The organism is Ruegeria sp. AB8 (assembly GCF_056542605.1).
Genome location: NZ_JBQGAB010000001.1, coordinates 155,529 through 171,009 on the forward strand (window position 1 = coordinate 155,529; position 15,481 = coordinate 171,009).

At 59.4% G+C, this 15,481-nt stretch carries 16 protein-coding genes; 5 read left to right on the forward strand and 11 right to left on the reverse strand.

Annotation, left to right across the window (positions count from 1 at the left end; all coding sequences use genetic code 11):
- Positions 1–20: 20 nt before the first annotated feature.
- Positions 21–692, forward strand: a complete 672-nt coding sequence (locus tag ACR0CG_RS00740) for a helix-turn-helix transcriptional regulator (RefSeq protein WP_480490080.1) — start codon at positions 21–23, stop codon at positions 690–692.
- A 61-nt stretch (positions 693–753) separates the two neighbouring features.
- Here the strand turns inward: ACR0CG_RS00740 and ACR0CG_RS00745 are convergent, their stop codons facing one another.
- From ACR0CG_RS00745 to ACR0CG_RS00780, 8 genes are all read right to left on the reverse strand, one after another.
- Positions 754–1,917 (reverse strand): peptidoglycan DD-metalloendopeptidase family protein, encoded by a 1,164-nt coding sequence (locus tag ACR0CG_RS00745; RefSeq protein ID WP_480522627.1) that lies wholly within the window; start codon positions 1,915–1,917, stop codon positions 754–756.
- Between the two features lie 63 nt (positions 1,918–1,980).
- Positions 1,981–2,631 (reverse strand): protein-L-isoaspartate(D-aspartate) O-methyltransferase, encoded by a 651-nt coding sequence (locus ACR0CG_RS00750; RefSeq protein WP_170610670.1) that lies wholly within the window; start codon positions 2,629–2,631, stop codon positions 1,981–1,983.
- Positions 2,628–3,410, reverse strand: coding sequence for a 5'/3'-nucleotidase SurE (gene surE, locus ACR0CG_RS00755; protein WP_480522410.1), 783 nt, complete (start codon positions 3,408–3,410; stop codon positions 2,628–2,630). Before surE ends, ACR0CG_RS00750 begins: the two co-directional genes overlap by 4 nt.
- Positions 3,411–3,531: 121 nt before the next feature.
- On the reverse strand, positions 3,532–4,620 hold the full coding sequence (locus tag ACR0CG_RS00760; RefSeq protein WP_480522411.1) for an ABC transporter ATP-binding protein: 1,089 nt from the start codon (positions 4,618–4,620) through the stop codon (positions 3,532–3,534).
- Between the two features lie 80 nt (positions 4,621–4,700).
- Positions 4,701–5,747, reverse strand: coding sequence for a methyltransferase domain-containing protein (locus tag ACR0CG_RS00765; RefSeq protein ID WP_480522412.1), 1,047 nt, complete (start codon positions 5,745–5,747; stop codon positions 4,701–4,703).
- Positions 5,748–5,853: 106 nt separating this feature from the next.
- Complete coding sequence (locus tag ACR0CG_RS00770) at positions 5,854–6,966, reverse strand: hypothetical protein (protein ID WP_480522413.1); 1,113 nt, start codon at positions 6,964–6,966, stop codon at positions 5,854–5,856.
- A 2-nt stretch (positions 6,967–6,968) separates the two neighbouring features.
- The gene (locus ACR0CG_RS00775) at positions 6,969–7,748 is read right to left on the reverse strand and encodes an SDR family oxidoreductase (RefSeq protein WP_480522414.1); all 780 of its coding nucleotides are present in this window, start codon (positions 7,746–7,748) and stop codon (positions 6,969–6,971) included.
- Positions 7,749–7,821: 73 nt separating this feature from the next.
- Positions 7,822–8,184, reverse strand: coding sequence for a SnoaL-like domain-containing protein (locus tag ACR0CG_RS00780; protein WP_480522415.1), 363 nt, complete (start codon positions 8,182–8,184; stop codon positions 7,822–7,824).
- 109 nt (positions 8,185–8,293) lie between these two features.
- Here ACR0CG_RS00780 and ACR0CG_RS00785 point away from each other — a divergent pair, with 109 nt between their 5' ends.
- From ACR0CG_RS00785 to ACR0CG_RS00795, 3 genes are all read left to right on the forward strand, one after another.
- Entirely contained in the window at positions 8,294–9,901 is a 1,608-nt protein-coding gene (locus ACR0CG_RS00785; RefSeq protein WP_480522416.1) for a peptide chain release factor 3, read from the forward strand.
- Positions 9,902–9,950: 49 nt separating this feature from the next.
- Entirely contained in the window at positions 9,951–10,889 is a 939-nt protein-coding gene (locus ACR0CG_RS00790) for a glycosyltransferase family 2 protein (RefSeq protein WP_480522417.1), read from the forward strand.
- A 184-nt stretch (positions 10,890–11,073) separates the two neighbouring features.
- Positions 11,074–12,423, forward strand: a complete 1,350-nt coding sequence (locus ACR0CG_RS00795) for a DEAD/DEAH box helicase (RefSeq protein ID WP_170619159.1) — start codon at positions 11,074–11,076, stop codon at positions 12,421–12,423.
- On the opposite strand, the gene ACR0CG_RS00800 is transcribed toward ACR0CG_RS00795, so the two are convergent.
- Genes ACR0CG_RS00800 through ACR0CG_RS00810 form a run of 3 tightly spaced genes read right to left on the reverse strand, consistent with a single transcriptional unit; the run spans position 12,420 to position 14,433 of the window.
- On the reverse strand, positions 12,420–13,322 hold the full coding sequence (locus tag ACR0CG_RS00800) for an EamA family transporter (RefSeq protein WP_480522418.1): 903 nt from the start codon (positions 13,320–13,322) through the stop codon (positions 12,420–12,422). The two genes, ACR0CG_RS00795 and ACR0CG_RS00800, sit on opposite strands and share 4 nt — an antisense overlap.
- 21 nt (positions 13,323–13,343) lie before the next feature.
- Positions 13,344–14,237, reverse strand: coding sequence for a fatty acid desaturase (locus ACR0CG_RS00805; protein ID WP_480522419.1), 894 nt, complete (start codon positions 14,235–14,237; stop codon positions 13,344–13,346).
- Complete coding sequence (locus ACR0CG_RS00810) at positions 14,230–14,433, reverse strand: DUF2061 domain-containing protein (RefSeq protein ID WP_480522629.1); 204 nt, start codon at positions 14,431–14,433, stop codon at positions 14,230–14,232. Before ACR0CG_RS00810 ends, ACR0CG_RS00805 begins: the two co-directional genes overlap by 8 nt.
- Before the next feature lie 107 nt (positions 14,434–14,540).
- Here ACR0CG_RS00810 and ACR0CG_RS00815 point away from each other — a divergent pair, with 107 nt between their 5' ends.
- Positions 14,541–15,419 carry a helix-turn-helix domain-containing protein gene (locus ACR0CG_RS00815; RefSeq protein WP_480522420.1) on the forward strand — a complete coding sequence of 293 codons (879 nt, stop codon included), beginning with the start codon at positions 14,541–14,543 and terminating at the stop codon, positions 15,417–15,419.
- Positions 15,420–15,481: the final 62 nt, after the last annotated feature.

Here is a 15,481-nt window from a genome sequence, read left to right on the forward strand (position 1 = left end):
GCAGGTCAGGACGGTGCGTCATGCGCCGCTCTGACCGCCTGTTCGACATCATCCAGATCCTGCGCGACGGCAAACTGCACCGCGCGCAGGACATCGCGGACCGGCTCGAGGTGTCGGTCCGCACCATCTATCGCGACATGGACACGCTGGTCGCCTCGGGCGTTCCGGTCGAGGGAGAACGCGGCGTCGGCTATATGGTGCGCGAGCAGATCACCCTGCCACCGTTGAACCTGACCCCCGCTGAACTCGAGGCGCTGAACCTCGGCATGGCGATTGTGGCCGAGGCGGCCGATCCCGACCTTAAATCCGCTGCTGAATCACTGGCCGACAAAATCGACGCCGTGCTGCCCACTCAGGTCGTGGCCGAAGCCGACAGCTGGAAGTTCGCCGTCTACCCCTTTGCCGACGCGGCGCGCGGACTGGCGCATATGGCCCCGATCCGCGCCGCGATCAAATCACGCCAGAAACTGCGCCTGTCCTACCGCCGCATCGACGGCGTCCTGACCGATCGCGTGATCCGTCCGCTGCACATGGAATACTGGGGCCGAGTATGGACCCTCACTGCCTGGTGCGAGCTGCGAGACGGTTTCCGCGTCTTCCGTATCGATCTGATCGAGGCAGTCACACCAATGCCCGAGATCTTCCCCGACGAACCCGGCAAAAGGCTCAGCGACTACGACCCGCACAGCTAACAGGCTTCATCTTTTTCAAAATACTCCCGCCGGAGGCATGGCCCGGAACGGGCCATTTCCGTCACTTGAGATAAGGTTCGGGATCGACGGCTTCGAACCCCTGCCGCACCTCGAAATGCACATAGGCCTCGTCACCGCCCCGCAGGGCCGCGATTTGCTGCCCTCTCCGGACCCTGTCGCCTTTCTTGACGGCAACGTCGGCAACATTGGCATAAATCGTGACCAGATCATTGCTGTGCTTCACCAGTACGATCGGAACCTGATTTGCGTCCTCCGTCACAGCAGCCACAGTCCCGGCATCAGCTGCCTTGACCGGCGCCCCCGCACTCGAGGCGATGTCGATCCCCTTGTTTTTGTTCTTGTCGAACGTGCGGATGATCGTCCCGCTGACCGGCAAGGACAAGGCGGCGGTGCTGGTGTTTGTCGGCGCTTCCGCCGTCACATCAGGCGCTTCGGCCAATGGCGCAACCTCTTCGTCCGGCAAGGGCTGCGTGGCACTGGGGGGTGTCGGCGTCGGAGATCCCTGCCCCGGCTGCGTGACATTCGTTGCAGTAGTGGCCGCTGCCGCAGACCTGCGCGGCGCTGGCTGATCCTTGACCGGGATCAGCAGGTACTGTCCCTCGCGTACGGTGAAATCGGACCCAAGACCGTTCCACTCCGCCAGGGACTCCACCGGCACCTGATACAAACGCGAAATGGTATAGGCCGTTTCCCCACGCTTGACCTTGTGCCGAACCGGTTCGGGCCCCACCGGTGCAGGTGTGGGTGATACAGGCTTTGCCGGCTCCAATGTCGTGGTCTGAACACCCCCGCTCTCGGGAGCCTCATCAATGGCGGACCCGGCCAGGGCTGCAATATCGACGTTGCTGCCGCCGCCGACCGAACGCGGCAGCGCCAGAACTTCGCCATCGCGCAGAGGGTCAGTGACATTCAAACCGTTGAACCGGGCTAGTTCCGCCGGAGGCAGCCCAACACGTGCGGCCACGTCATTGACGGTATCGCCGCCGCGGGCCACCGCGACCTGATAGTTGGGATAGGTGATGACCCCACGCGCGTCAGGAGCCGGACGATTGCCCGTGGCCGCCAGCGCCGCATCGGCGGTCGAAAATCCGCCTACATTGCCCCGCAGGTCATAGTCCAATGGCACCTCGCACCCGGCAAGAATTACCAATGCCGTCGCTCCAAGGGCGCAACGGCGCATTGCTGATTTGGAAACTGCTCTCATCATGCTGTCCTCAACGCCTGCCCCTGTTTTCCGGGGTTCCGGCGCATAGTTCGGAAATATCAACTACGCCCCATCCTTCCCAAGCCCTTCCAGCAAGGGCACAAAACGGACAGGCAACAATTCATCATAGTCCAGCCCGGTTTCGGTTCGCCTGACCCGGATCAGAGTCTGAACCGCATCCGACTGGCCCACCGGCAACACCATAATACCGCCGATTTTAAGCTGCGCCAAGAGCGGCCCGGGCGGGTCTTCCGCAGCGGCGGTCACAATGATCCGATCGAACGGGGCCTGTTCGGGCAAACCATACGATCCATCCGACAGCATGGCCGTCACATTTGTCAGGCCCAGTTCACGAAACAACTCACCGGTTTCGCGCACCAGGCGCTTGTGGCGTTCAACCGTGTAGACCCGGCGCGCCAGCTTTGCCAGGATCGCCGCCTGATAGCCCGAGCCGGTTCCGATCTCCAGAACCGTGTCCCTTGGTCGAACCTCGAGCGCCTGCGTCATAAGCCCCACGACCGACGGCTGGCTGATCGTCTGACCACATGCAATCGGCAGGGGTGTATCCTCATAGGCGCGTTCCGCGAACAGGCCCTTGACGAAGCGGCCCCGGTCGATCTGTTCCATCGCCGCCAGAACGCGCGCATCCGTCACCCCGCGTTTACGCAGGGCGAACAGGAACTGCATGGTTGTTTCAGGGTTCAGTCCGCTCATTCGATCGCCTTCAGCGCCTCCAGCGTATCATGCGCCGTCAGGTCTGCCCGCATCGGCGTGACCGAGATGTAGCCTTCCAGATTGACCGCCGCGTCGGTCCCCGGAGCAGTCGGGTTATGCTGATACCCGCCCTTGATCCACAAGAACTGCCGCCCCGAGGGCGAGCTGTGCGGTTCTACCGAAAAGCATGTGTCCCGGCGATACCCCTGCGCTGCGACACGGGTGCCCAACACTTCATTCGCAGGCACTGGTGGGAAATTCACGTTGTAGAACAACCGGTAATCGCCCTGCTCTTGCGGTGTGGCATCCAGAATGCGCCGGACAAGATCCGCGCCGAACCGGCCAGCGGCCTCGAACGGATCCTCGAGGCCCAGATTCCGGGGGCCAAAATATTGCGACAGGGCAATCGCAGGCACGCCCTGTAATGCCGCCTCCATCGCGCCACCGATGGTCCCGGAATAAAGCGTGTTCTCGGCCGAATTGTTGCCCCGGTTGACGCCGGACAAAACCAGATCGGGCCGCTGGTTCTTCATCACATCATGCAGGCCCGCAAGAACGCAGTCAGCGGGCGAGCCTTCGGCGGCAAAGCGACGCTCGCCCATTTTGGCGATCATCATGGGATGGGTATAGCTGATGCAATGACCAACGCCGGACTGTTCGAAGGCCGGTGCAACGACCCAGACCTCTCCGTCTGGCCCTGCCAGTTCGGCGGCAATCGCCTCAAGCGTGATCAATCCCGGCGCATTGATGCCGTCATCGTTGGTCAGAAGAATACGCATGTGCCCGAATTACCCCCGCGTTTCGCCCTTGATAGACCCAGCCCCACGCTGCGGCAAGCAATGCACGTCCGCAATCTGCGGCTTTCACGCACCACTTGGCACTAAACTGAGCCATAGCCCATCAGACCGGGAATACGAAACACCGGTTGCGGCGAACCGTCAGCCACATGACCCGACCCGGGCTGGGTACAAAAACATTCGGAACAGTGGCTTTCAGGGTCGAGCCATCATGATCCATCTCAAACTCGACAAGGCTTTCATTGCCCAGAAAGCGCGCGCGCTGCACCACCCCCCGCGCAGCAACCCCATCCGTGTGCGTCGGCAGCGGCCCCTTGCCGCCCCGGTCGAAGTCCAGTCGCACATGCTGTGGTCGAAACACTATCTCGACATCGGTGCCATCCGGGACACCCGGCGCCAGAAACTGCCCGAAAGGCGTTTCCGCCAAAGCTCCGTTCACCTGCGAACGCAACACGTTGACATCGCTGAAAAAAGCAACAGCCGCCTTGTCTGCCGGACGCGTATACACGTTATACGGCGCGCCCTGCTGAATGATCTTGCCGCGGCGCATCAGGGCAATCTCATCGGCCATACGCATCGCCTCTTCGGGCTCGTGCGTTACAAGCACCACCGCCGCGTCTTCTTCCTTGAGGATGGCCAGCGTCTCATCCCGGATGCCATCGCGCAAACGATTGTCGAGGCCCGAAAAAGGCTCGTCCATCAACATGATGCGCGGGCGCGGTGCCAGCGCGCGGGCCAGCGCCACGCGTTGCTGCTCACCACCTGACAGGTGATGCGGAAACCCATCGATGAACCGCATCAGATCGACTTTGGTCAGCAGTTCCTCAACCCGGGCGCGTTTTTCCTCTTTCCGGCCTTTCAGACCGAACGCAACGTTGTCCGCCACGCTCAGATGTGGAAACAGGGCAAAGTCCTGAAACATCAACCCGATCTCGCGCCGTTCCGGCGGGACACGGAAAACCGTGTCGCAGATCAGCTTGCCATCGACGTAGATCTCGCCCGAGTCTTGCATCTCGACCCCGGCAATCATGCGCAGCGTGGTGGACTTACCACAGCCGGACGGTCCCAGCAGACATGTCACCTGCCCTGCCTGCACCGTCAGCGAGACGTTATCCACCACGACCTGACCGTCATAGCGCGCGACCAGATTGCGAATCTCCAGACGAGGAGGAGGAGCTTTCTCTACTGTCACCGATGAACCCCGTTGCCTTTCCCGATCAAATTCATCGGGCTTGGGCGGGGATAACAATCCCGCCCCTCAGGCGCAAGGGATCAGCAGCATCCACCAGAGGCGGCTTCTCCTGTGGCTTCGAACGGACTTTCGCCCCCGCAACCTTCGAAGATGCCATAGTGGTTCGAGAAATCACCAATGAACTGGAAATGCCGTGCAAAGCGCGTATCGTGCAGCATCATCCAGGTGTTGCCGCAAACCGGGAAAACCTTGCCGGTTTCTATGGCATGGTGGTCGTCCAGCTCAAACAGATGCGGCGCGTTGGGAATGGTGCCCTTGTAGATTACGGCCTGACCGTAATCCTCGCAGGCAGGTTCCAGATCAGGCAGCTTGAACAACCGGTAGGTGGCCGAAAGAAATTTCAGCGGCGCGACGCGCTCTTCCAGAAACGGATTTTCAATGGTCAGCGGACGATGCGTCACCCGGCGCGGATCACCAAACCCGGCCTTGCGCGCCATTGACAGGAAGTCGTTCCAGTACAATGCCCCGGACAGGCACTCGCCGTACAGAACCTCATCCTCAGCCATGGCGGCAGGAACACGGCGGTCAGCGTACACGTCCGAGAAATACATCTCGCCGCCCTCTTTCAGCAGCCGATGCACGCCACGCAGGACAGCATCCTTGTCGGTGGCCAGATTAATAACGCAGTTGGACACGATGATGTCGAACGATCCGGGCTCAAGATCCAGTTCGTCCAGCTTTTCGATGTAGCCGTGATGGAATTCCACATTGCTGGCGGCATATCCGAACGCATTCGCGTGATAGTTCTGATGCGCCCGCGCGACGTCCAGCTGTTCCGGTGTCATGTCCACGCCAACGACGCGGCCCTTTTCGCCGACCATGGCGGACAACGCATAAACGTCACGGCCCGCACCGCACCCCAGATCGAGGATCGACATTCCTTCCAGGTCCAGCGGCGCAATCAGGCCGCAGCCGTAGTACCGTGTCAGCACCTCGTCATGCACCCGGGACAGAATCTTCTTCAGATGATCCGGCATGTCATCGGGCGTGCAGCATGCGTTGGTCTGCAAATCCGAACTGCCTTGCAGGACTTCGCCATAATAGTTCTGTACCGCCTCATGCTTCATCACCGGAATCCTTTCCTCAGCCCCTGTTCAGCAGCTAGTGCAAGACCGGCTGGCGCGCAATCAGGCGACCGCCATTCTGACAAAAGCGTGAGAGCTTCTTGCCGTCTCAGCCAAGCAGTTCGAAATCCGCACCGGCGCGTATTTTACCATTCACCTGAATCTCCAACCGGTGCATGCCCGGCACCAACCGAAAGGTGGTGGCATCGCCTTTCAGCTTGTGTTTCTTGGCCAGTCTCAGTGTGCCATCGCGCAGAACGGACTGCTTCAGCTTGTGAACCTTGGGTGAAACCTTTCCGCCAGGCCTCTGAAAATGAATGATATAATCAACCAATACTGGCTGATCGCCTGAACCTCTCAGATCAACTGAAAACTCCAGCGCCTCACCAATCCGGGCATCCCCATGCAGGTCAACCGCAACGATCAGTTCGGCATCGGGATCATAACCCAGCATCTTCATCGCCCTTGCATGGCCCGATTTCACCAGCCCGCGCAGGGCATGAGAGGTCATCCAGCTTAGCTCGTCAGCGTTCTGTCGGCTGTCCGCCTGCCAGATCTGCAATCGATCCAGAGCCAGATCCGGGTCCGTTTTGGTGATATCGTTCAGATGGTTCGCCACAGACCGCGTGACATATCGCGTGTTGTCGCCGTGCAATCTGTCAAGCAGTGGCACCGGATCGCTCAACTCCAACCCCACCGCCTGCCCCCAAGGTAATCGAGGCCGCGTGCCTTCACTGACCAGACGACGCACGTGATAGCTGGAATGCACGCACCAATCCTGCATCCTTTCGATCACAAGATCCGGGTGGGCATTCAAAAACGGTCTGATCGCCCATTCCATCGAGAACCGCTGCGTCAGTTCCTCAAGTACATCCAGTGCCAGATCGGGGTGGTTCAGCCCTGCCGACACCACCCAATCGCCCAAGGGCGCAAAGATGAAATCTCCGAAATCATCATCGGACTTGTCCGGATCCAGAGGCGGCGGCAGCGCGCGCAGGATCACCGGGGCCACATCAGGCAATTCACCGGGAGCTGACTGTTGCAGGCACTCGGCAATCCAGGCCATCCGCTCTTTCAACTCAAGTTCTGGCAACCGCTGCATGACACGCGCCTGAAAGGCAGGTGCGTCGAAATCAGCATCAGAAGCAGAGAATAAACCCGCAAGATAGCTGGTTTTTTCCGCGTTGTACAATTGGTCCTTAAGTGAAAAACCCTGCGCCATGCTCACATCGTCAGATTGGTGCCGCCGCCATCCAACAGGATGTTCTGTCCAACGATGAACCCGGCATGTTGAGAGCACAAAAATGCACAGGCCGCGCCGAATTCCTGCCGCGTGCCATATCGCCGGGCAGGAATGGTCGCCTCGCGTTCCGCGCGCGCCTCATCCATGGAAATCCCCTTCTGCGTCGCCACGCCGCCGTCCAGCGACACCGCGCGATCCGTGGCGTGAATACCCGGCAGCAGATTGTTGATGGTAACCCCGCGCGGGGCCACCTGTCGGGACGTCCCGGCTACATAGCCCGTCAGTCCGGTCCGCGCCGCGTTCGACAAACCCAGCGCCGGGATCGGCGCGCGCACGGATTGCGAGGTGATATTCACCACCCGGCCCCAGCCCTTGTCCATCATCCCCGGCAGCAGTGCCTTCATGAACGCAATCGGCGTCAGCATGTTGCCGTCCAGCGCCTTGATAAAATCATCCCGATCCCAGTCAGACCACAATCCGGGCGGTGGTCCACCGGCATTTGTCACAAGAATATCAACACCCTGCGCGGCGTCTATCACCTGGCTTTGCCCCTCGGCCGAGGTCACGTCGCAGGCCACCGTCTGCACGTCGACGCCATGTTCCGTCCTCAACCGGGCGGCTTCGGCTTCCAAAGCGTCCACCCCGCGTGCGTTCATCACCAGATCGACACCGGCTGCGGCCAGGGCTTCGGCACAGCCAAGACCCAAACCCTTGCTGCTGGCACAGACAAGTGCGCGTTTTCCACGTATTCCCAGATCCATCCGATCCTCCCCATCTGTTGTTGACCGCATGTCTAGCACCGGCCAGACAGGGAAGACCAGAAGTCAAAGCGCGTCAGTAAAAGAACTCTTCGCGCACGATCTTTCCATTGGCGACGTGATAGATGCCTACCTCTTTCATGTCGAAGCTTTCACCGCTTTCCTTGACGGTGCCCTGCACTTCAAAGATCACGGCAAAACGGTCGTCGCCGTGCGGGAACGGATCGCTGACGGATGCGCCAGACACCTCATGCGCGCTTTCCCACCATTCATGCTTGCCCCGGATCGTATCGCGGCCATGGGTTTCACGGCCCATGCCTTCCATTTCATGCGCTTCGACCGAAACAGCATCCTGCGCATAGAGCTTCTCCAAATTCTCCTTGGCCCGGTTTTCGCGGCAACCGGCAACCAGTTCGTCGGCAATCTCTTTCAAATTCATCGATCTTCTCCGCAATTTGTTCACTATATGTTCTTATTGCCACAACTGTATGATTCGAACCAGCCCCTTTGTCTTGCCTCGGCAGGATTCCACGCCTATACGCGCGCTCATGCTTGATACCGCCTCGAACCAACCCGTATTGCCGCCCGAGATTGCCCGGCGCCGGACATTCGCCATCATCTCGCACCCGGATGCGGGCAAAACAACGCTGACTGAAAAGTTCCTGTTGTACGGGGGCGCAATTCAGATGGCTGGCCAGGTGCGCGCCAAGGGTGAGGCGCGGCGGACGCGGTCCGACTTCATGCAGATGGAGAAGGATCGCGGTATCTCGGTTTCCGCCTCTGCGATGTCGTTCGATTATGGGAACTTTCGGTTCAATCTGGTGGACACGCCCGGTCACTCGGACTTCTCAGAGGATACCTATCGCACCCTGACAGCCGTGGACGCCGCCGTGATGGTGATCGATGGCGCAAAGGGCGTGGAAAGCCAGACCCAGAAACTGTTCGAGGTTTGCCGCCTGCGCGATCTGCCCATCCTGACCTTCTGTAACAAGATGGACCGCGAAAGCCGCGATACGTTCGAGATCATCGACGAAATTCAGGAAATGCTGGCCATCGACGTCACGCCCGCCGCGTGGCCTATCGGTGTCGGGCGCGACTTTATCGGCTGCTACGACATGCTGCGCGACCGGCTGGAACTGATGGACCGGGCCGACCGCAACAAGGTGGCCGAAAGCATTGAGATCAACGGGTTGGACGACCCCAAACTGGCCGAGCATGTGCCCGAACAATTGCTGGAAAAGCTGCTGGAAGAGGTCGAAATGGCGCGCGAACTGCTGCCCGCCCTGGACCCGCAGGCGGTACTGGAAGGCCACATGACCCCGATCTGGTTCGGCTCGGCGATCAACTCGTTCGGCGTGAAGGAACTGATGGAGGGCATCGGTGCTTACGGACCGCATCCGCAGGTTCAGTCCGCTGAACCGCGCCAGATCGCACCCGACGAAAAGAAGGTCGCAGGCTTCGTTTTCAAGGTGCAGGCCAATATGGACCCAAAGCACCGCGACCGTGTGGCGTTCGTGCGCATGGCTTCTGGCCATTTCAAGCGCGGCATGAAGCTGACGCATGTGCGATCGAAAAAACCGATGGCGATCTCGAACCCCGTCCTGTTCCTGGCCTCCGACCGCGAATTGGCGGAAGAAGCCTGGGCTGGGGACATCATCGGCATTCCGAACCACGGCCAACTTCGCATCGGCGACACGCTTACAGAAGGCGAAGCGCTGCGCGTGACCGGCATCCCATCGTTCGCTCCGGAGTTGTTACAAGGTGTTCGCGCAGGCGACCCGATGAAGGCTAAGCACCTTGAAAAGGCTCTGATGCAGTTTGCCGAAGAAGGCGCGGCCAAGGTGTTCAAACCCTCGATCGGCTCGGGTTTCATCGTAGGCGTCGTTGGCGCGCTGCAATTCGAAGTGCTCGCAAGCCGGATCGAGATGGAATACGGCCTGCCCGTGCGTTTCGAGGCGTCGCAGTTCACCAGTGCCCGCTGGGTCAGCGGCGACAAGCCCGAAGTTGAAAAGTTCGTGAATGCCAACAAGCAGCACATCGCCCATGACCACGATGGTGACATTGTCTATCTGACCCGCTTGCAATGGGACATCGACCGGGTCGTCCGCGACTATCCGGCGCTGAACCTGACGGCGACCAAAGAGATGATGACCTGAGCCCTTGCCTGCTCTAACCTGCAGGCAAGAAGGCGAAACCGGGCACGGCATGGCAAGAAAACCAACCTGGGGCATTGTGTCCACAATTCGGGGTCCGGCTCCGGATATCCTCGGATTTGCGGCCTATCACCTCGAACTGGGGCTCGACCGGATGTACCTTTTTCTGGACGAACCCAATCCGCAGGCTTTCGAAGCCCTCCGGGCCCATCCAAAGATAGACGTGTGGGTCTGTGACGCCGCATTCTGGGCAAGGCGAAAGCGGGACCGCCCGGACAGACACCAGGTGCGCCAGACAGCAAACGCCACCTACACGTACCGCAAGACAGATCTGAATTGGCTGGCCCATATCGACCTGGACGAGTTCCTGTGGCCGAAACGCCCGGTTCCGGACCTGCTGGCGCAGATTCCAGATGACATTCCCGCCGCCCGCACCCGCCCGAGCGAGGCGCTGGCGACCGGCAAAGATCTGTACAAGGCCTTTATTCCCAAAGGCCGGGGCCGAGACACGCTGGTGCAAACCCTTTATCCCACCTATGGCGCTTTTGTTCTGGGCGGTTTCCTCAGCCACATCCAGGGCAAGCTGTTCGTTCGAACCGGCATGTCGAAGATCAACTTTCGCATCCACAACCTGTTCCAAAACGGGGAAATTCTGCGGGATTGCGTGGAACTGGATGGCATGGAGCTTTGCCACCGCCATGCGCCCGATTGGGAACACTGGCTGGCCCACTATCCGTTCCGGATCGCACGCGGGTCCTATCAGCCCGGCATGTCCCCCAACGTCGCGCGCGAGCGTGGCGGCGTGAACATGAATGAGCTTCTGGGCATGATCGAAGCAGAAGATGGCATAGATGGGCTGCGCCGCTTTTTTGACGAGATGAGCGGCGCAGACCCCGCGACACGCACCCGGCTGGAAGATCACGGCATGATCCGGCACCGCCCCCTTGATCTGGACGCAAAAGTCGCGAAACACTTTCCCGGAACCAATTGAATTGTTGCGGAAAACTGAATACACGCCTTTAGCGCCTCCAGATTAACCGCTCTTCATTTGACCTGGTGTTACGATTTTGTTATGTCCCGCCCAAGCCGAAATGCGCATGGGGCGCATGGCCATCCGGGCCCGGCATTTTACAGACGCGCGGGCCAGGTCAAGTGTCCGCATGAACCGGACATATATGACAAAGTTTAACGAACTGAACCTGAACCCGAAGGTCCTCAAGGCTATTGAGGAAGCCGGATACGAAACACCCACTCCGATCCAGGAAGGCGCGATTCCACCTGCGCTTGAGGGCCGCGATGTGTTGGGGATCGCCCAGACCGGTACTGGCAAAACCGCCAGCTTTACCCTGCCGATGATCACCCTGCTAGCCCGTGGCCGCGCGCGTGCACGTATGCCGCGCTCGCTGGTGCTGTGCCCGACCCGGGAACTGGCCGCTCAGGTGGCGGAAAACTTCGACACCTATTCCAAGCACCTGAAACTAACCAAAGCGCTGCTAATCGGCGGTGTCAGCTTCAAGGAGCAGGAAGCGCTGATTGATCGGGGGGTCGATGTTCTGATCGCCACGCCGGGCCGCCTGCTGGACCATTTCGAACGCGGCAAGCTGTTGCTGACCGGGGTGCAGATCATGGTGGTAGACGAAGCCGACCGGATGCTGGACATGGGATTCATCCCCGATATCGAACGCATCTTCTCGCTGACGCCGTTCACCCGGCAGACCCTGTTCTTCTCGGCCACCATGGCGTCCGAGATCGAACGCATCACGGACACCTTCTTGTCTGCCCCCGCCCGGATCGAGGTTGCCCGTCAGGCGACCGCGTCCGAGACCATCGAGCAGGGCGTGGTCATGTTCAAGGGTGGTCGCCGCGACCGTGAAGCCAGCAACAAACGCAAGGTTCTACGCGCGCTGATCGACTCCGAAGGCGACAAGTGCACCAACGCGATCATCTTCTGCAACCGGAAGACCGACGTGGATATCTGCGCGAAATCGCTGAAGAAATACGGCTACAATGCCGCCGCTATCCATGGCGATCTGGACCAGTCGCAACGGATGAAAACACTGGACGGTTTCCGCGACGGCTCTCTGCGCCTGCTGGTCGCCTCCGACGTGGCAGCACGCGGCTTGGATATTCCATCGGTCAGCCATGTGTTCAATTTCGACGTACCGGGCCATGCCGAGGATTACGTCCACCGCATCGGTCGCACAGGCCGCGCCGGGCGTGAGGGCAAGGCCATCACGATCTGCTCGGGCCGCGATGAAAAGGCACTGGATGCGATTGAAAAACTGATCCAGAAGGATATTCCGCGCATCGACAACCCGGTCAAGGATGAACCCAAACCGGACACCCCGAAGCCCGAGAAGAAATCCAGATCTTCCGAAGGCCGAAAAAGTGAAGGCAAGCGGGAAAAAGAACCCAAACCCCGCGGGCGCAACCGTCACGAGGACAACGGCCCATCAGTCGTGGGCATGGGCGATCACCTGCCAAGCTTCATCGCCCTCAGCTTTGATGAACGCCGTGCGGGCTAGATCGCCAGCACCAACGCCAGAATTGATACTCCAAGCAAAGACATCCCGGCGATCTCACGCCGGGTGATGGTTTCGCGGAAAAACAGCAACGAAGCCAGCAGGCTGAGGATCAGTTCCACCTGCCCCAACGCTTTGACGTAGGCCGCATTTTGCAGCGTGAACGCAAAGAACCAGCAGAACGAACCACACAAGCTGGTCAGCCCGACAAAAACACCGGTTCGCCGGGTGTCCCAAACGGCCCGCAATTCGGCGCGGTCACGCCATAGCAGCCACAGCCCCATGCTGAGGAACTGAAACATGATCACGGCGGCCAGCGTGACCAGCGCGCGGAACCACGCGTCCAGATCGCCCAATTGCATCGATGCACCGCGATAACTGACTGATGAAAAGGCAAAAAGCACGCCGGACCCCAACCCCAGCTGTGACGCCTTGTTGGTCAGGTGGCGCCACCACTCTCCGTCGCCGCCCGGTGTTTTGGACAACAAGAACACCGCCGCCAAACCCAGCAGGATGGCAATTAATGCCCCTGATGAAACCTGATCGCCAAGGATCAGGAAACCGACGATAGCCGTCTGAATCACTTCGGTTTTCTTGAAGGTGATCCCCACCGCAAAATTGCGCTGTTTGAACAGAGCTACGACGCAGATCGTCGCCAGAATCTGAGTGGTTCCGCCAAGAACCGCAAACATCCAGAATTTCACGGATAAATGTGGCAGCGCAAAACCGGTCGATTGCGTGGCAAGGATCAGGCCAATGACGGCCAGCGGCATCGAATAGGCAAACCGCGCGAATGTGGCGCCTGCCGCACTCAGCTGCACGCGGCTCAGTGATTTTTGCAGCATGAACCGCACGGTCTGAAACGCAGCGGCCGCAACAGTGACGGGAATCCATAGGCTCATGGCTTCCCTTTTGTCCTTAAATCAACCCTTTGGCCAGAGAGGATGCGCCACCGGATCCTTGGCGCTCCAGAAATGCTGACGGAAGATTTGTCCGTAAGAACGATAGACATACGCCTCGTTGCAGGCCAGATACCGTTCCTTGTTGTTCCGGTAAAGCGCAGGCAGCTGATACCAAGGCGTGCCCGGGTTCATATGATGAACGACATGCAGGTTGTTGTTCAGAAACAGAAAAGCCAGCGGACCTCGATCTTCGACGATAACGGTTCGGGCCCGCGATTTCTCATGCGCGCGATGCTCCAGAAAAGTGCGGATCTTTACCAGTGCCAGCCCGATATATGCGGAAATGACAAACGCCCAAACTGGCATGGCCGACGCAGCAGCAATCCACAACACCACGGCCACCCCGGGCAGATGCAATGCCCATGCCAGCAAAATGGCCGGATCGCCACGCAGCGCCCCGCGCAACTCATCGCGAAAGAATGCGGTCTGGCCAATAAGCGGCCCTAGAACCATGCGGCCCAAAAGCGTGTTATTGGCGCTGTAAACCAGCTTTTGCCAACCAGCCAAAGACTCCCATACCTTGGGGTCCAGATAGTTGGTTTCGGGGTCATCATAGGGGTCGGTCAGTGCGGCATCACGATGATGCGCAAGATGCATATCCCGGAACCGGTTGTAGGGAATGAACAATGTCAGCGGCAGCGCCATTAGCGCCTCGTTCACCCATTTGGTTCGAAACGGATGGCCATGCAAAGCCTCATGAGTCAGGGAAGAATGTAGGGCCGCTATGACCCCCATTGCCGGGATGGCCAACCAAAGGCTCCAGGACGCCACGAAGAAGACTGTCAGCAACCACGCCCCGTAACAAGCAAGAATTAATGCGAAAGTGCGCCACTCGGGACCGGAACGCTCAGACATCACGCCCCCATGTGATGCCGGCCCAGACACGTTCGTAAATCACATACAGGGTCAGTCCGATGGCTGTGTTGATGATTGCCAGCGTACCGCCAACTGCCGCCGATCCGGTTGCGATCAACCCGACCAGCGTCATCATTGCCAGCCCCATCGCATTCCAAACCGCAGCCTTCACGACTGATCTGCGCCGTGTCTCCATTCCGTCACCCATAGTCTTGTTATGTTTCAAGATTTATCGGCAACAGAGGGGCGTGAGAATTCTGAATATGATTAACAAAATTCATCAAACGTGATATTTATTATCATATGCAGAAAAAAGTCGACAAACGAGATCGCGCTGCGCAGTTTCGTCTGCGTCTGGCCCGCGCCATGGAAGAGCGCGGTGTCAGTCAAAGCGCACTGGCCCGGGGAATCGGTGTGGACCGATCCACAGTTTCACAGCTTTTGGCCGACGCGGGCGCCCGACTGCCTAACGCGCATGTAGTTGGCAGTTGCGCTTCGGCGCTTGGTGTTTCGGCGGACTGGCTGCTCAGCCTCTCCAACCGCCCTGAAAGCGCGGCAGAGCTGCTGGCCAGTTCCCTGACAATGGCCGAAGCCCCCCGCGCCTTGGTTGATGAGCGTATCTTTGAGTGGCATCAGGAGGCGGCGGGATACAAGATCCGCTATGTCCCGGCCACCCTGCCCGACATGCTGAAAACCCGTGCCGTTCTGGAATGGGAATACGCCCCCCATCTGGGTCGTACGGCCGATCAGGCGATCGGTGCGTCTGCCGACCGACTCGCGTGGATGCGCAGTGCGCAATCGGACTATGAGATCGCGATGCCGCTTTATGAAATCCACAGCTTTGCCCATGGCACGGGCTACTATCAGGATCTGCCTTTGCAGGTCCGGCTGGATCAGATCGATCACCTGCTGGAACTCTGCGAATTGCTCTATCCACGATTGCGCATCTATCTGTTTGATGCCAAACGGCTTTATTCTGCACCAGTCACGATATTCGGCCCCCTTCTGTGCGTTTTCTACGCCGGCAGCCATTACATGGCTTTCCGCGATCGGGACCGGGTCGAGGTTTTCACCCGCCATTTCGATACCCTGATCCGCGAGGCCGACCTGACCGCCCGCGATTTTCCGGATCATCTGCGGCAATTCAGGTCAGCGATCTCAGATCCGTCTCAGACGCAGTGATGCGGCCTGGCAGTTCCTGTGTTATGGTGCCTTCGCGCGAACGTTTGGGACATCCGATCACA

Coding starts and splice junctions, on each gene's coding strand:
- ACR0CG_RS00740 (WP_480490080.1), top strand. CDS start 21: ATGCGCCGCTCTGACCGCCTGTTCGACATCATCCAGATCCTGCGCGAC.
- ACR0CG_RS00745 (WP_480522627.1), bottom strand. CDS start 1,917: ATGAGAGCAGTTTCCAAATCAGCAATGCGCCGTTGCGCCCTTGGAGCG.
- ACR0CG_RS00750 (WP_170610670.1), bottom strand. CDS start 2,631: ATGAGCGGACTGAACCCTGAAACAACCATGCAGTTCCTGTTCGCCCTG.
- surE (WP_480522410.1), bottom strand. CDS start 3,410: ATGCGTATTCTTCTGACCAACGATGACGGCATCAATGCGCCGGGATTG.
- ACR0CG_RS00765 (WP_480522412.1), bottom strand. CDS start 5,747: ATGAAGCATGAGGCGGTACAGAACTATTATGGCGAAGTCCTGCAAGGC.
- ACR0CG_RS00770 (WP_480522413.1), bottom strand. CDS start 6,966: ATGGCGCAGGGTTTTTCACTTAAGGACCAATTGTACAACGCGGAAAAA.
- ACR0CG_RS00775 (WP_480522414.1), bottom strand. CDS start 7,748: ATGGATCTGGGAATACGTGGAAAACGCGCACTTGTCTGTGCCAGCAGC.
- ACR0CG_RS00780 (WP_480522415.1), bottom strand. CDS start 8,184: ATGAATTTGAAAGAGATTGCCGACGAACTGGTTGCCGGTTGCCGCGAA.
- ACR0CG_RS00785 (WP_480522416.1), top strand. CDS start 8,294: ATGCTTGATACCGCCTCGAACCAACCCGTATTGCCGCCCGAGATTGCC.
- ACR0CG_RS00790 (WP_480522417.1), top strand. CDS start 9,951: ATGGCAAGAAAACCAACCTGGGGCATTGTGTCCACAATTCGGGGTCCG.
- ACR0CG_RS00795 (WP_170619159.1), top strand. CDS start 11,074: ATGACAAAGTTTAACGAACTGAACCTGAACCCGAAGGTCCTCAAGGCT.
- ACR0CG_RS00800 (WP_480522418.1), bottom strand. CDS start 13,322: ATGAGCCTATGGATTCCCGTCACTGTTGCGGCCGCTGCGTTTCAGACC.
- ACR0CG_RS00805 (WP_480522419.1), bottom strand. CDS start 14,237: ATGTCTGAGCGTTCCGGTCCCGAGTGGCGCACTTTCGCATTAATTCTT.
- ACR0CG_RS00810 (WP_480522629.1), bottom strand. CDS start 14,433: ATGGAGACACGGCGCAGATCAGTCGTGAAGGCTGCGGTTTGGAATGCG.
- ACR0CG_RS00815 (WP_480522420.1), top strand. CDS start 14,541: ATGCAGAAAAAAGTCGACAAACGAGATCGCGCTGCGCAGTTTCGTCTG.